This is a genomic window from Mesorhizobium sp. KR1-2 (assembly GCF_040045035.1).
Taxonomy (GTDB): domain Bacteria; phylum Pseudomonadota; class Alphaproteobacteria; order Rhizobiales; family Rhizobiaceae; genus Pseudaminobacter.
This window is the reverse complement of the sequence record NZ_JBDZDS010000004.1, coordinates 48399-62984: the sequence shown is the minus strand read 5'-3', so window position 1 is coordinate 62984 and position 14586 is coordinate 48399. Positions and strand designations below refer to the sequence as shown.

Annotated in this window: 13 protein-coding genes; 3 read left to right on the top strand and 10 right to left on the bottom strand. The window is 66.1% G+C overall.

Translation table 11 applies throughout. From position 1 onward, the window contains the following. Positions 1-17: 17 nt before the first annotated feature. The 5 genes from ABLE85_RS09935 to ABLE85_RS09915 form a co-directional block, all read right to left on the bottom strand. Positions 18-2144: an acetate--CoA ligase family protein gene (locus ABLE85_RS09935; protein WP_348792563.1), complete on the bottom strand. Its 2127-nt coding sequence runs from the start codon at positions 2142-2144 to the stop codon at positions 18-20. A gap of 3 nt (positions 2145-2147) precedes the next feature. Further along, entirely contained in the window at positions 2148-3311 is a 1164-nt protein-coding gene (locus tag ABLE85_RS09930) for an acyl-CoA dehydrogenase family protein (protein ID WP_348792562.1), read from the bottom strand. Positions 3312-3574: 263 nt separating this feature from the next. Further along, the gene (locus ABLE85_RS09925; RefSeq protein WP_348792561.1) at positions 3575-4660 is read right to left on the bottom strand and encodes a carnitine 3-dehydrogenase; all 1086 of its coding nucleotides are present in this window, start codon (positions 4658-4660) and stop codon (positions 3575-3577) included. Then, positions 4657-5286, bottom strand: coding sequence for an HD domain-containing protein (locus tag ABLE85_RS09920; protein WP_348792560.1), 630 nt, complete (start codon positions 5284-5286; stop codon positions 4657-4659). Before ABLE85_RS09920 ends, ABLE85_RS09925 begins: the two co-directional genes overlap by 4 nt. 39 nt (positions 5287-5325) lie before the next feature. After that, a complete protein-coding gene (locus ABLE85_RS09915; protein WP_348780706.1) occupies positions 5326-6243 on the bottom strand; it encodes a 3-keto-5-aminohexanoate cleavage protein in 918 nt (305 codons plus the stop codon). 123 nt (positions 6244-6366) lie between these two features. Here ABLE85_RS09915 and ABLE85_RS09910 point away from each other — a divergent pair, with 123 nt between their 5' ends. After that, complete coding sequence (locus tag ABLE85_RS09910; protein WP_348792559.1) at positions 6367-7347, top strand: GlxA family transcriptional regulator; 981 nt, start codon at positions 6367-6369, stop codon at positions 7345-7347. Here the strand turns inward: ABLE85_RS09910 and ABLE85_RS09905 are convergent, their stop codons facing one another. From ABLE85_RS09905 to ABLE85_RS09890, 4 genes are all read right to left on the bottom strand, one after another. Then, positions 7348-8103, bottom strand: a complete 756-nt coding sequence (locus ABLE85_RS09905) for a TIGR01458 family HAD-type hydrolase (RefSeq protein ID WP_348792558.1) — start codon at positions 8101-8103, stop codon at positions 7348-7350. A 43-nt stretch (positions 8104-8146) separates the two neighbouring features. Next, entirely contained in the window at positions 8147-8323 is a 177-nt protein-coding gene (locus tag ABLE85_RS09900) for a hypothetical protein (protein WP_348792905.1), read from the bottom strand. A 2-nt stretch (positions 8324-8325) separates the two neighbouring features. Next, the gene (gene xylB, locus ABLE85_RS09895; protein ID WP_348792557.1) at positions 8326-9774 is read right to left on the bottom strand and encodes a xylulokinase; all 1449 of its coding nucleotides are present in this window, start codon (positions 9772-9774) and stop codon (positions 8326-8328) included. 192 nt (positions 9775-9966) lie between these two features. Continuing rightward, complete coding sequence (locus ABLE85_RS09890) at positions 9967-10590, bottom strand: LysE family translocator (RefSeq protein ID WP_348792556.1); 624 nt, start codon at positions 10588-10590, stop codon at positions 9967-9969. A 531-nt stretch (positions 10591-11121) separates the two neighbouring features. Between ABLE85_RS09890 and ABLE85_RS09885 the strand changes: the two genes are divergently transcribed. Continuing rightward, positions 11122-11811, top strand: a complete 690-nt coding sequence (locus tag ABLE85_RS09885; RefSeq protein WP_348792892.1) for a L,D-transpeptidase — start codon at positions 11122-11124, stop codon at positions 11809-11811. Between the two features lie 78 nt (positions 11812-11889). Here the strand turns inward: ABLE85_RS09885 and gabT are convergent, their stop codons facing one another. Further along, positions 11890-13176: a 4-aminobutyrate--2-oxoglutarate transaminase gene (gene gabT / locus ABLE85_RS09880; protein ID WP_348792555.1), complete on the bottom strand. Its 1287-nt coding sequence runs from the start codon at positions 13174-13176 to the stop codon at positions 11890-11892. Between the two features lie 197 nt (positions 13177-13373). Here gabT and ABLE85_RS09875 point away from each other — a divergent pair, with 197 nt between their 5' ends. Next, positions 13374-14540: a diphosphate--fructose-6-phosphate 1-phosphotransferase gene (locus ABLE85_RS09875; protein ID WP_348792554.1), complete on the top strand. Its 1167-nt coding sequence runs from the start codon at positions 13374-13376 to the stop codon at positions 14538-14540. The last annotated feature ends 46 nt before the right edge of the window (positions 14541-14586 follow it).

Here is a 14586-nt window from a genome sequence, read left to right as displayed (position 1 = left end):
AAAACCTCCCTGGCGGCTCAGCCTTCGGCCGCAACCGCAACCTTTTTCTCGTGGGAAGCGGCGGCTGCCGCTTCGCCTTCGTTGGTCACCAGAAGCGCATCGGCGATCCACGCGCCCTTGCCCTCGCCGCAGACGATCAGCGGGTTCACGTCGAGCTCCTCGATCGTGCCCGCGCGTTCCTGGACGAAGCGCGAAATAGCGAGAATCGCGTCCACCGCAGCCGACACATCGGCCTTGGCGCGGCCGCGATAGCCGTCGAGAAGCGGGTAGAGCCGCAGGCTCTTCAGCGCCGCCTCGACCTCTTCGCGCGATGCCGGCAGAAGCAGCGTGGCGCTGTCCTTGAGCAGTTCGACCAATACGCCGCCGGTGCCCACGGTCATGACTGGACCGAACAGCGCGTCGTTCGTGACGCCGACGATCAGCTCGGCGACGCCGCCCTCCACCATGCGCTCGACATAGAGGCCGGTACCGAGCGGCAGTAGAGCCTCGGCGGTCGCCCGCACCTCTTCGGCAGACTTGAGGTTGAGTTTCACCGCGCCGAGCTCGCTCTTGTGGGCGACGCCCAGCGCCTTCAACGCAACGGGGAAGCCGAGCCTCTCCGCAGCCGCGACCGCCTCGGCCACGCTGGCCGCGCGCGCGCTCTGCGGCACGGCAAGACCGGCCGAACGGAGAAGCGCCTTGGCCTCGGTCTCGTCGGGCGTATGGCGGCCGGAACCGGCAGTCGAATTTACATTCGACCCAATGGCACCGCTTGCCGGACGGGCCCATGCCTCGCCGATGAACGCAGCGGCCTCGGCGGCATCCATTGCTTCGACGATGCCCTGCAGAGGCACGATACCGCGCTTGAACAGCTCGGCGGCGTGCGCCTCGGTCACGTTTTCCAGCATCGAGGCGACAATCGCGCCGCGCGCCTTGTTTGTCTTCACTGCGGACTCGAAGGCGCGCACCGTCGGCCACCAGTCGGCATCCGAGCAGCGGTCGCCGCGCGGGAAATCGAGCACCAGCATGTTGAGATCGAACCCACCCGACATCATCGCCGTAAACGTGTCGGTCATGGCCGGCTCGTTGTTCCAGATGAAGGTGTGATAGTCGAGCGGATTGGCCACCGCCACGAAGGAGCCGAGCGTCGATTTTACCCGCGACCAATGCTCCTCAGTCAGCTTGGGGAAGCGCACCTTGCGGCCTTCCGCGCTATCGGCCATCACGGAAGCTTCGCCGCCCGAGCAGCTCATCGAGGAAAGTGTGTAGCCCGGCAGGGGGCCGAAGGCATGCAGCACCTTCAGCGTCTCGAGGAAGGACGGGATCGAATTGACCCGCGCAATGCCGAGCCGCTTGAGGAAGGCGTCAGACGCAGCGTCCGACCCCGCCAGCGAGGCGGTATGCGACACGGTCGCAGCGCGCGCCTGTTCGGATCGGCCGACCTTCATTGCCACGATCGGCTTGTTCAGCTCGCGCGCCCGCGCTGCCAGCCGCTCAAAACCCGCGACCTTGTCAAAGCCCTCGATGTGCAGGCCAAGGCAGGAAACGCGGTCGTCCTCGATCAGGCCGAGCGCCATTTCCGAAAGGCCCGTCTGTGCCTGGTTGCCGGCCGTCATCAGGAACGAGATCGGCAAACCGCGCTGCTGCATGGTGATGTTGCAGGCGATGTTGGACGACTGCGTGATGATCGCCACGCCGCGCGTGCCGGGCTCCAGCCGCTGGCCGCCATGCTGGTCCGGCCACAGAAGCGCGCCGTCGGCATAGTTGATCAGGCCGTAGCAGTTCGGCCCGATGATGGGCATGGACCCGGCCGCCGCGATCAGTTCGGCCTGCAGGCGCTCGCCGTCGTCATCGTCGGCGCCGGCTTCGAGGAAGCCCGCGGCGAAGCAGATCGCGCCCCCTGCGCCGCGCTCGGAAAGCTCGCGCACGATGTCGATGGTGACAAAACGGTTGACGCCGATGAACACCGCATCTGGCGCGCCCGGCAGGTCGGCGACGGAGGCGTAAGCCTTTACGCCCTCCACCTCGTCGCGCTTGGGGTGCACCGGCCAGATGTCGCCGGCAAAGCCCATTTTCAGCGATTGCTTGACGACGTTGGGCGCAAACGAGCCGCCGCCGATCACCGCAATCGATTTGGGGCGCAGGAGCCGTTCAAGACGCAGCATGGCTCAACCTCCCACGGCGCGCAGCAGCGCGCGGCTGATGATGTGGCGCTGGATTTCCGACGTGCCTTCCCAGATGCGCTCGACGCGGGCGTCGCGCCAGATGCGCTCCAGCGGCAGGTCGTCCATCAGGCCCATGCCGCCGTGGATCTGGATCGCCTCGTCGGCGATGAAGGCCAGAACCTCGGTGGCCTTGAGCTTGGCCATGGCCATGTCCTGGTCGGTCACGGTGCCCTGGTCGTATTTCCAACCGGCTTCCCGGGTGAGCAGCTCCGCCGCCTTCAGCTCCGTCGCCATGTCGGCGAGCTTGAAGGAAACGCCCTGGAACTTGCCGATCTGCTGCCCGAACTGCTCGCGCTGGGCGGCATATTCGATGGCATGGCCAAGCGCGCGCTCGGCACGTCCGAGGCAGGTCGAGGCGACCTGCAGACGGGTTGCGCCGAGCCAGCTGTTGGCAACCTCAAAGCCCTTGTGGACCTCGCCCAGCACCTGGCTTTTGGGCAGGCGGCAATTGTCGAATTCAAGGATGGCGTTGGTGTAGCCGCGATGCGAGACGTTGCGGTAGCCATCACGCACGTTGAAGCCCGGCGTTCCCTTGTCGACGAAGAAGGCGGTGATCTTCTTGCGCTTGCCGCGCGGAGAGTCCTCCTCGCCCGAAGCCATGAAGACGATGGCGAAATCGGCGATGTCGGCGTGGCTGATGAAATGCTTGGTGCCGTTAAGGACAAAATCGTCGCCATCCTGCACGGCGCTCGCCTTCATCCCGCGCAGGTCGGAGCCCGCACCCGGCTCGGTCATGGCCAGGCAGTCCCACTTCTCGCCGCGAATGCAGGGATAGAGGTACTTTTCCTTCTGCTCGTCGGTGCCGGCGAGCAGGATGTTGGACGGGCGCGCCACGCAGGTCCAGTGCAGCGCATAGTTGGCGCGGCCGAGCTCCTTTTCGTAGAGCAGCCACGACACCGTATCGAGGCCCGCGCCGCCGACTTCGGCGGGCATGTTGGCGGCGTAGAGACCGGCCTCGATCGCCTTGGCCTTGATCTCCTCGATCAGCTCGCGCCGCAGGTGCCCGGTGCGCTCGACTTCCGCCTCATGCGGGTAGAGTTCGTTTTCGACAAAGGCCCGTGTCGTGTCGACGATCAGGCGCTGTTCTTCGGAAAGCCCGAAATCCATGATTAACCTCCCATGCAAGTGGCTCGGTACAGCCACCTTGAATTCGACCCCCACTCCGGTTTGCTTCGCAAACCACCTCTCCCCCGATCGACGGGGGAGAGGAAGGGCGCTTCAACCGCGTAAGCTGGGCAATTCGACCCCGAACGGAACCGCGAGATGAAGGCTCGCTGCCGCCGGTCTTTCCTCTCCCCCGTCGATCGGGGGAGAGGTGTCGCGCGCAGCGCGACGGAGTGTGGGTCGAAAACCTTAGCGAGACTCAAACCTTACGCTGCGGCCCTCTTCTTCGCCGCCGCCTTCTTCACCGGCTTCTCTGCCTTGGCCTTTGCGGCGGCCTTCGAAACCGGCTTCTTGGCGGCGAGCTTGGCGAGGCGCTTGGTGTAGTCGTTGTGCAACTCGCCCGCACCCCAGCCCTTGCCCTTGTTCTGCTTGCCGAGCGCTTCCATGATGGCGACGAGGTTGTCGTCGCGGATCTTTTCCAGCTCGCGGATCGACCATTTGTCGGATTGCTCGTCAGACTGGCCGGCGATCAAATCGACCAACTCGTCGTTGAACTCCGGCACGTCCATCAGCTTGGTCCACGGCCAGGACAGGCACGGGCCGAACTGGGCCATGAAGTGGCGCATGCCCGCCTCGCCGCCGGCGATGCGATAGACCTGGAACATGCCCATCTGGGCCCAGCGCAGGCCGAAGGAGTAGCGCATGATGTCGTCGAGTTCCTCGACCGAGCAGATGCCGTCCTTGATGAGCCACAGCGCCTCGCGCCAGGCGGCTTCCAGCAGGCGGTCGCCGACGAAGGCCTCGATTTCCTTGCGGATCACCACCGGCTTCATGCCGATCGAGGCATAGAGCTCACGCGCCTTGTCGATGAATGCCGGCGTGGTCTTCTCGCCGCCGACGATCTCGACCAGCGGCAGCAGATAGACCGGGTTGAAGGGATGGCCGACGACCAGACGCTCCGGGTGCTTCAGCGCCGGCTGCATGTCTGTCGGCTTGATGCCGGAGGTGGACGAGCCGATCAGCGCGTCGGCCGGGGCATGCGCGTCGATCTCGGCCAGCACCTTGTGCTTGATGTCGAGCCGTTCCGGCACGCTTTCCTGGATGAAGTCGGCGCCCGTCACCGCCTCGGCGATGGTCTTGGCGAAGGTCAGCTTGCCTTCCTTGGGCAGGCCGCCGGGCAGCATCTGCTTATAGGCGCGGCGCGCGCCCTTCATCACCTCATCGACCTTGCGCGAGGCCTCCGGGTCGGGATCGTAGATCGCGACGTCGATGCCGTTCAGCAACAGACGCGCGACCCAGCCCGCGCCAATGACTCCGCCGCCGATGGCGGCTGCTTTCTTGATACTGCTCATGCGGATGCTCCGGCTCTTTGGCTGGCTATTTCGGGATTGACGAGCGCGACGCGCTCGCCGACGCGGATGACCGCGGGATCGTAGGCCTGGCGGGAGAACACCTTCTCCACCATGGGCCGGAAGAAATCGAGCGGCAGGGTTTCGTAGTCGGGGTCGAAGCTCGACTGGTCCCACCGCTCGCAGAAATGGTCGCAGTCGTCGTAGTAGGGATGCCCGGCAAACTTATCGCGCGCATGGCGATTGCCGCCGACGTGATGCGCGTAATAGAGGCGCTGGAAATCCCCGTGCTTCTCGACCACCCAGTGACACTGTTCGCGAACGAACGGCCGCAGGATCGCGGCCGCATATTCGTCGTGGTTATAAGGCGCGTAGATGTCGCCGATGTCGTGCAGGAGGGCGCAGACGATCCAGTCGTCGTCGGCGCCATCGAGCCAGGCACGGGTGGCCGCCTGAACCGAGTGGCCAAGCCGGGTGACCTTATAGCCCGAAAGGCTCTCGTCGAGCTTCACCAAGGCGTCGAGAAGACGCCCGCCGGTCTTGGCGGCGAACTCGATCTCGTGCTCGGTGAGGAAGGCGTAGTCCTCGCGGTCGCCATCCTTCATCGCCGTGAACTTGACCGTTTCCATGGCGTCCTCTCCCTTTTCCGCCTGGAAGCCCTTGCCGGCTTACGCCGCCACGGGTGCGCGCTTGGTGAGGTTCAGCTTCTGGCGCACTTCCTCCGGCCCGATCACCCGGGCGCCCATGCGCTCGATGATGCCGACAGCGCGATCGACGAGCTGCGCGTTGGTGGCCAGCACGCCCTTGTCGAGCCACAGATTGTCCTCGAGGCCCACGCGGACATTGCCGCCGGCAATCACTGCGGCCGCTGCATAGGCCATCTGGTTGCGGCCGAGCGAGAAGGCAGACCAGTTCCAATCCGAAGGCACGTTGTTGACCATGGCCATGAAGGTGTTGAGGTCGTCCGGCGCACCCCACGGCACGCCCATGCACAGCTGCACCAGCGCGTCGGGCTTCAACACGCCTTCCGAAACCAGCTGCTTGGCGAACCACAGGTGGCCTGTGTCAAACGCTTCGATCTCCGGCTTGACACCCAGCTCGGTCATCATGCCGCCCATGGCGCGCAGCATGCCGGGCGTGTTGGTCATGACATAGTCGGCTTCGTTGAAGTTCATCGTGCCGCAGTCGAGCGTGCAGATCTCGGGCAGGCACTGGCGCACATGCTCCATGCGGTTGGACGCGCCGCCCATGTCGGTGCCCTGCTCCTTCAGCGGCAGCGGGGACTCGACCGGACCGAACACCATGTCGCCGCCCATGCCGGCGGTGAGGTTCAGCACCACGTCGACATTGGCGTCGCGGATGCGCTCGGTCACCTCGCGGTAGAGATGTACGTCACGGCGCGGCTTGCCCGTCTCGGGGTCGCGGACGTGGCAGTGGACGATAGCGGCACCCGCCTTCGCTGCCTCGATGGCCGATTCGGCGATCTGCTTGGGCGAGCGAGGCACGTGCGGGCTACGGTCCTGCGTTCCGCCCGAGCCGGTCACGGCACAGGTGATGAAGACCTCGCGGTTCATGGAAAGCGGCATAAATTCCTCCAGTCGATCGGCGCGTCTGCCACCCGGTTGCACAAGCCCCGGATATCGCGCCGTTCCTCCATCGCGATCATTGCCTCCCTTGCGCGGCGCTGCTTTGCACTTTACGAACTCGCATTGATGAAAAGCGAAAAGCCCTCAATCTTTCTTCCCGACCGTTCGCCGCTCAAGGTGACGATGCTGGTTTTCTCCGGCTGCTCGATCATGTGCGTGGCGTCGGCCGTCGACCCGCTGCGCGCGGCCAACCGCGTTTCGGGCGAGACGCTGTTCGACTGGAAGCTGGTTTCGGTGGACGGCGAGCCGCCGGTCACGACATCCGGCCTGCCGGTGGCGGTCAGCGGAAAATTCGATCCGGCGGAAAAGACCGACATGCTGGGCATCATCGGCGGATTCGGCACCAAGAACCAGGGCACCCCTGCCCTGCTCGCCGGCCTGCGCCGCGTGGCGCGCTCGGCGCGTGCGGTGGGCGGCATCGAGGCCGGCACCTGGCTTGTCGGCCGGGCCGGGCTGCTGGAAGGCCGCACCGCCACCACGCACTGGGAAGACATGGAGGATTTTACGGCCGCCTTCCCGGGCGTCGACGTGCGGCCCGACCGCTACATCATCGACGGGCCGATCTTCACGAGCGGAGGCGCCTCGCCCACCTTCGACCTGATGCTGCACCTCATTCGCTCGCGGCTGGGCATGGCGGTGGCCCTCGATGTCGCCAGCGTCTTCATCTACGATCAGGCGCGTGCGGCAACGGACGCGCAGCCGCTGGTTTCGCTCGGCCGGCTCGACGGTTACGACCCGCGGCTCGCGCAGGCGATCCGGCTGATGGAGGCGCATGTAGACCAGCCGCTGACGATCTCGGCCATCGCCCGCCGCACCGGCGTGACCGCTCGCGCGCTGGAAAAGATCTTTGGAAAGTCGATCGGCGAGCCGCCCGGCGCCTACTATCTGCGCCTGCGTCTCAGCGCAGCGCGGCGGCTGGTGGTGGACACGGGAGTGCCTATGGCCGACATCGCGGCGCGTACCGGATTTTCCAGCGCTGCCGGCTTTTCGCGGGCATTCGCCAAAGCGTTCGGCATGTCGCCGACGCAGCTTCGGCGGCGCTGACTAAACCCGCGCCAGGATCCACTCGGCCGCCGCTGTGATATCGGCCACAACCGCGGTAGGCGCCGGCTCGACCTGCCGTTCGTCGCCGACGCGATATTTGCCTGTGCGCACCAGCAGCGCCGTGGCGAGCCCGGCCCGCAGGGCGCCGGCGACATCGCCTTCCACGTCGTCGCCCACCATCACCGCGTCCTCCGGCAGGCATCCCATGCTGGCCAGTGCGGAGAGAAAAAAGCCCGTCGACGGTTTGCCGAGCACTGTCGCCGGCCGCCCGCAGGCGAATTCGAGCGCCCGGACGAAGGGGCCCGCGTCGAGGCTGAGCTTGCCGTCGTCGTCCTTGAAGACGCGGTTGTCGGCCAGCGCCAGAAACTCCGCGCCATCGTTCAGGGCGCGGAAGGCTGCATTGAGGCTCGCATAGTCGAAGGCGTTTGCCGCATCGCCGACGACGACCGCAAGCCGTTCGCCGGCCGGCATGTCGCGAAAATCCGGCTCCAGATCCGGATGGATCAGCAGATGCGCCGAGCAGCCATGCGCGGCGAGCCAGCCGCGCGCGGCTTGCGCGGGCGTGAACAGTTCGGCCGCATCGACTTCGATGCCAAGCCTGTCCAGCCGCTCCAGCACCATCTGCTTGGTCGAGCGCGTCGTATTGCTGACGAAGCGCAGCGGCAAGCCGGCCTCGCGTAGCCGACGGACGGCGTCGGCAGCCCCTTCTATCGGGCTGTCGCCGTCATAGAGCACCCCGGCAAGATCCAGCAGCACGCCGCGTAGCATCGCCGAAGCATGGCGAATGGGCGGCCTTGCGTCAAACCGGACGCAAGTCGAATGAGGGCAGCGACCGCCGCCCAGGCATCAGACGTAGCGGTATGCGCTTGCCGAGCACGATCTCGTCGGGGTTGTAAAAGCGGTAGGCCAGCGGATTGGTGCTGTCGGGACCTTCATATCTGACGGGCTTGATGTCGCCGAAAAAGCCGGTGCTCACGATTAAACCCCTCTGATTGCCGGATAGAGCGCGCGATAGCGCCGATAGGCGGCGGCGTAGGCTTCGCCCAGCGCCGCATCTGGTTCGATGGTTTCGGCCGTCGCCGGCGCGGCGCAAACTTCTGCGGGGTTGGCCGCCTCGGCCGCGATCAGGCCCAGCCGCGCCGCGCCGAAGGCCGCGCCGAAATCGCCGTCGGCGGGTAGATCGACCGGCAGCCCGAGCGCCGTGGCGATCGCCTTCAGCCAGTAGCGCGAGCGCGAGCCGCCGCCGATCGCGGTGACGCGCGTGAGCCTGGTGCCGGCCGTCTGCAGCGCCTCGAGGCTGTCGCGGAATGCAAAGGCCACGCCTTCGAGCACGGCCTGCGTGAGGGCCGCGCGGCCCGACTGACGGTCGAGCCCGGCAAAGACGCCGCGAATGCCGGCATCGTTATGAGGTGTGCGTTCGCCCGAGAGATAGGGCAGGAACGAAACTTCCGACGGGGCCCTGAGCCGCTCGCCCAGTTCGCCGGTCAGTTCGGCGGCGCTCCGCCCAGCGATGTCCGCCAGCCAGTTCAGCGAATCCGTCGCCGACAGGATGACGCCCATCTGGTGCCAGGTGCCCGGCAGCGCGTGGCAGAAGGTGTGCACCGCGCTTTCGGGGTTGGGGAGGTAGGAAGCGTTTGCGGCAAACAGCACGCCCGACGTGCCGAGCGAGACGAAGGCATGGCCGGCGCCGACCGTGCCCATGCCGCAGGCCGAAGCGGCATTGTCGCCCGCACCGCCCGCGACGGCCACGCCAGCGCCCAAGCCCCAGCCCGCGGCCAGTTCGGTACGCAGGGTGCCAGATAGCTGCGTGCCCTCGACCAACCGCGGCATGTGCCGCTCATCGAGCCCGGTAGCCTCCAGCAATTGCGGCGACCAGCGCCGCGTGGCGACGTCGAGCCACGACGTGCCGGCCCCGTCCGACATTTCCGAAACATGCTCGCCGGTCAGCCACAGGCGCAGGAAATCCTTAGGCAGCAGAACCTTCGCGACCCTACCGAAAAGGGCCGGTTCGTTGTTCCTCACCCAGGCGAGCTTGGGCGCGGTGAAGCCCGGAAACACGATGTTGCCGGTGATTTCGCGGAAACGCGGATCGGCGTCGAGTTCGGCCGCCTCGACATGGCTGCGCGTATCGTTCCAGAGGATGCAGGGCCGAAGAACCTTGTCGTCCGCGTCCAGCAACGTCGCGCCGTGCATCTGGCCGGAGAGGCCGATGCCCCTGACGGCGGCCAGTTCCCGCGGATGGCGGGCCTTCAAAGCCCCCACGGCTTCCTCCGTGGCGCGGATCCAATCGGCCGGCGCCTGCTCGGACCAGCCGTGATGCGGGCGCGAAACGTCGAGGCCGCCGGTGGCCGAGGCGATGATCGTCTGCGCTTGGTCGATCAGCAGCGCCTTGACGCCGGAGGTGCCGAGATCGATTCCGAGATACATGCTGCCCCTCCCGTCGTCCTGGCGACACTCCGCGCCACGAGCGACCGTTCATCCGGCCGCCGCAGCGAAACGGCGCCGGATCATCCTCCCATGTAGGGTTTCATAACAAATATGGCGGCGCGGGAAAGGTATTTTTTCGAGCCTCGTAAAAAATAATCACAAGCGACGGTCGCGGTCCAATCCGCTCGCCCGTCAGCCGCCGGACCTGATCGCCACAGTGGCGATGCCGGCGCCGACCAGCAGCGTGCCGCCGGTCTTGTTGAAGATGCCAATGGCGCGCGGGTTACGAACGAGGTCGCGCGCCCGCGCCGCCACCAGCGCGTAGCCGAAGGCATTGGCGAAGGCGAGCGCGAGGAAGGTAGCCTCGAAGATCACCATCTGGGTCAGGAAGTCGGCATGGCGGTCCAGGAACTGCGGCAGGAAAGCGACGAAGAAGGTGATGCTCTTTGGGTTGAGCGCGGTGACCAGCCAGGCATGCGCCATCATTTTCGCGGCCGAGGCGCCGTCCGTGCGGGGCTCAGCCTTCAGCGCGCCGCCAGCGCGGAACAGCTTTATGCCGAGATATATGAGATAGGCCGCGCCGATCCATTTGAGGATGGTGAAGACGGTGGCCGAGGCAGCCAGCAGAGCGCCGATGCCGAGCATCGAAAGCGTCATCGCGGTGAAGTCGCCGAGCGCGACCCCCACCGCCATGGGCAGGGCCGTGCGCCAGCCCTGTCCCAGAGCATAGGACACCACCAGCAGAATGGTGGGTCCGGGAATGATCAGGAGGACGGCCGATGCAGCCGCGAAGGCTGCCCAGGTTTCAAACGGCATGGGTATCTCCTTTGCTCAAAGGAAAGGATAAATCCCTGCCAGCGCGGAGAAGTAAAGGGCAAAGTATCATGCGCCGACATGCCATGTTTTGCTTTGCTGCTCATGAGATGACCTCCGCGCCGGTGAGCAGCAGGAAGGCGGTATCCGCAGAGCTCGCGGCCATGCGGCCAGCATAGGAAGGCGTCGGTTTCGTGTTGAATATCCTGCTCATGATTCCCTCTCGGTCAGGCGTCACGGGTAGGAAGCAGGCTGGCCGAGATTGTGACGCAAGCGAGGTGCTTGGGCGTCGGCGCAGCCGGCGGAATGTCATTTCGGCAGCTCCCGCCCGGCGACCGGGCCGGCAAAGCCGTGCCACGCAAGGAGCTAGCGGCGCTTCATCCTTTGTCAACCATGATTGCTGAAAATGCGAACGGCTTTGATCGCAGGGTTTCGCGATTGCCAGAGCGTTTCGTCTCCAATCTTGGAATCGTACCCGTGTCGCAAAAACCCGCCTCGCCCGGATCGCCGGACTGCCTGCCCCAACATCCCACCATGATCACGCGCCGCGCGGCGCTGATCGGCCTCGGCTCCGCCCTGCTCGGCTCGGCCGGCTGCTCACAGACGGTCGACATGGCCGCGCTACAGGTCGACGACTTCACGACCGGCACCATCCGGCCGCGCATCAGCGTCGACAAGAAGGTGACGAGCCCAGAGCTCATGTATGCCTCCTTCACCGACAGCGGCTTCACCCTGCCCGAGGTTCCCTTCGAGAAGATCAACCAGAAATTCCGTCGCCAGATCGTGGTCGACCCGACGGGCGAGCAGCCGGGCACCATCGTCGTGCATCTGCAGGAGCGGTTCCTTTATCTCGTCCAGCCAGGGGGCGATGCCATCCGCTACGGCGTGGGCATCGGCAAGGAAGGCTTCGTCTGGTCCGGCCGCGCCAATATCCAGTACAAGAAGGAATGGCCGACCTGGACGCCGCCCGCCGAAATGATCGGCAGAAGGCCGGAGCTGGAGAAATTCCGCGGCGGCCAGCCCGGCGGCCTCACCAACCCGCTCGGGGCCCGCGCGCTCTACATCTTCAAGGACGGCCACGACACGCTCTTCCGCGTCCACGGCTCGCCGGAATGGTGGTCCATCGGCACGGCGGTTTCTTCCGGCTGCGTGCGCATGATCAACCAGGACGTAATCGACCTCTACAGCCGCGTGCCACCCGGCACGCCCATTGTCGTCGTCTAGTCATCAAGCCTGTTTTCCGACAAGAGCGCCCGGTCGAAACCCGACCGGGCGTTGTTGTCTGCGCGGCCTGTGAGAACGTCAGCCGTTGGCCGCTACAAGCGCCCGTTCCAGCTTGGCCATGCCTTCGTCCAGCAGGGGTTCCGGGATTGTCAGCGGCATCAGCAGGCGGATCGTGTTGCCGTTCACGCCGCAGGAAAGCAGCACAAGCCCCTCGGCGAGGGCCGCCTGCGTCACCCGTTTCGTGGCCTCCGCATCCGGCTCATGGCCGCCGCGGCTTTTCAAGATGTCGAAGGCGATCATGGAGCCGGGGCCGCGGATAGCCGCCATCGGCACGGTGTCGTTGCGCTGGGCGAAGCGTGTCAGCTCGCCCTTGATGCGGTCGCCGAGCGCATTGGCGCGATCGATCAGCTTTTCTTCCTTGATCACGTCGAGCACCGCCAGCGCCGCCGCACAGGCGATGGGGCTGCCCGCATAGGTGCCGCCCAGCCCGCCCGGCTCGGCCGCATCCATGATCTCGGCACGGCCGATGACGCCAGACAGTGGGAAGCCCCCGGCCAGAGACTTGGCAATCGTCAGCAGGTCGGGCTCGACACCGCTGTTCTCGATGCCGAACATCTTGCCGGTGCGCGCGAAGCCAGTCTGCACCTCGTCGGCGATGAGCAAAATGCCGTGCTGGTCGCAGACCTTGCGCAGCGCCTCCAGCAAATCCGTCGGCGCCGGATGGAAGCCGCCCTCGCCCTGCACCGGTTCGATGATGATGGCGGCGACATGCGCCTGCTCGATGTCGGCGCGGAAGAGAAGGTCCAGCGCCCGCATCGTGTCGGCCACGCTCACCCCGTCCTGCGGGATGGGAAACGGCAGGTGGTAGACGCCGCCGGGCATCGGGCCGAACTTCTTCTTGTAGGGCGCGACCTTGCCCGTCAGCGCCATGGTCATCATGGTGCGGCCATGGAAGCCGCCCGCAAAGGCGATGATGCCCGAGCGGCCGGTGGCGGCCCGCGCGATCTTGACGGCGTTCTCGACCGCCTCGGCGCCGGTGGAGAACAGGATGGTCTTGGCCGCGCCCTTGAACGGGGCCAGCGCGTTCAGCCGCTCGCACAGCGCCACATAGGGCTCGTAAGGCACGATCTGGAAGGCGGTGTGGGTAAAGGCGTCAAGCTGCTCACGCACCGCCGCGATCACACGCGGATGCCGATGCCCGGTGTTGAGGACGGCGATGCCGCCGCCGAAGTCGATATAGCGCTTGTCGTCGGCGTCCCAGATCTCGGAGCCTTCGGCACGCTGGGCAAAGACGGGATAGGCGGTCGCGACCCCGCGGGGGACGGCTGCGATGCGGCGCGACTGGAGGGATGCATTGCTTGTCATGTCAATCCTCACTCGGGAAACGCGTTACACCGCCATCTATCCGACAAATCCAGCCGCGCGGCAACGCCGCGATTTTGCGGCGCGCATGAGCCCATCATGATGGCACCGGGGCACCCAAAGAGTTTTACCCTCGCCATATTGCGCCCGGCCGACAGGCACGCGACAATGCCGGAAAAGCAGGCGGAGGAGCTGTCCATATGGCCGAGACATTCGTGATTGCGCAGGGCGGCGGCCCAACCGCCGTGATCAACCAGACCATGGCTGGGGCAGTTCTGGAAATCCGCAAGCGCTATCGCGGCGCGCGGGTGCTCGGGGCGCGCCACGGCGTGCGCGGCATCCGCGACGGCGACTATGTCGATCTGTCCGCAGTCCCCGAGGAACAACTCCTGCGCATCGCCGCGACGCCGAGCGCAGCACTGGGCAGCACACGCGACAAGCCGGACGCCGCCTATTGCGATCTGGTCCTGAAGGGGCTCCGGAAGGAGGGGGCCGACGCCTTCGTCTATATCGGTGGCAACGACACCGCCGGCACTCAGCAGATTCTCGCCGAGGCCTCGGGCGGATCCATCGCCTTTGTGCACGCCCCCAAGACCATCGACAACGACCTGGTCGAGAACGACCACACGCCGGGTTTCATCTCTGCAGCCGAGTTCGTCGCCGGCGCCTTCCTGAGCGTGGACCTGGACTTCCGCGCCCTGCCAGGCGTCTATGTCGGCATCGTCATGGGCCGGCATGCCGGCTTCCTCACTGCCGCCGCTGCCGCCTGGCGCCAGAACGAGCACGGCGGCCCGCATCTGATCTACGTGCCGGAACGCGCCTTCTCCGTGCCTCGCTTCATCGAGGATGTCCGCGCGACCCTCGACCGGCACAAGCGATGCGTCGTCGCCGTTTCGGAAGGCGTAACGACGGCGGACGGCAAGGCGTTGGTGGAAAGTCTGGTGCCGCCCGAGCGGCTCGAGCGCGACGCCCACGGCAATGTGAAGCTTTCGGGCGCCGACCTCGGCATGGCCTTCGAACGGGCCTTGCAGGAAGGACTGCCGGGAAAACGGGCGCGCGTCGACAACCTTGGCTACATGCCGCGCGGCTACATCGGCGCGATCAACGCGACCGACGCGGCCGAGGCCTTCGAGGCTGGCGCTTTCGCAGTCGAGACGGCCGCCCAGGGCGGCGGCTCGGTGGCGCTGCAGTTCGATGGCGAAAAGACGGTTACGCGGCGGGTGCCGCTCGGCGACGTGGCGGGCAAGACCCGCCACATGCCTGAGGATTTCCTGAAAGCCGACGCCAACGAGCTTTCGGAGGCCGGCATGGCATACCTGCGTCGACTGGTGCCGCCCAAATATCTGGTCGACAGTCCTTTCGTCTGAGCCGGGAGAATTCTGAACGCAAGCGAGCGGCAAGGCCGCTCGCGCG

Excerpts from the sequence above, each read along its gene's own strand:
- ABLE85_RS09925 (WP_348792561.1), bottom strand. The coding sequence starts at position 4,660 with ATGAGCAGTATCAAGAAAGCAGCCGCCATCGGCGGCGGAGTCATTGGC.
- gabT (WP_348792555.1), bottom strand. The coding sequence starts at position 13,176 with ATGACAAGCAATGCATCCCTCCAGTCGCGCCGCATCGCAGCCGTCCCC.
- ABLE85_RS09885 (WP_348792892.1), top strand. The coding sequence starts at position 11,122 with ATGATCACGCGCCGCGCGGCGCTGATCGGCCTCGGCTCCGCCCTGCTC.
- ABLE85_RS09930 (WP_348792562.1), bottom strand. The coding sequence starts at position 3,311 with ATGGATTTCGGGCTTTCCGAAGAACAGCGCCTGATCGTCGACACGACA.
- xylB (WP_348792557.1), bottom strand. The coding sequence starts at position 9,774 with ATGTATCTCGGAATCGATCTCGGCACCTCCGGCGTCAAGGCGCTGCTG.
- ABLE85_RS09915 (WP_348780706.1), bottom strand. The coding sequence starts at position 6,243 with ATGCCGCTTTCCATGAACCGCGAGGTCTTCATCACCTGTGCCGTGACC.
- ABLE85_RS09890 (WP_348792556.1), bottom strand. The coding sequence starts at position 10,590 with ATGCCGTTTGAAACCTGGGCAGCCTTCGCGGCTGCATCGGCCGTCCTC.
- ABLE85_RS09875 (WP_348792554.1), top strand. The coding sequence starts at position 13,374 with ATGGCCGAGACATTCGTGATTGCGCAGGGCGGCGGCCCAACCGCCGTG.
- ABLE85_RS09920 (WP_348792560.1), bottom strand. The coding sequence starts at position 5,286 with ATGGAAACGGTCAAGTTCACGGCGATGAAGGATGGCGACCGCGAGGAC.
- ABLE85_RS09935 (WP_348792563.1), bottom strand. The coding sequence starts at position 2,144 with ATGCTGCGTCTTGAACGGCTCCTGCGCCCCAAATCGATTGCGGTGATC.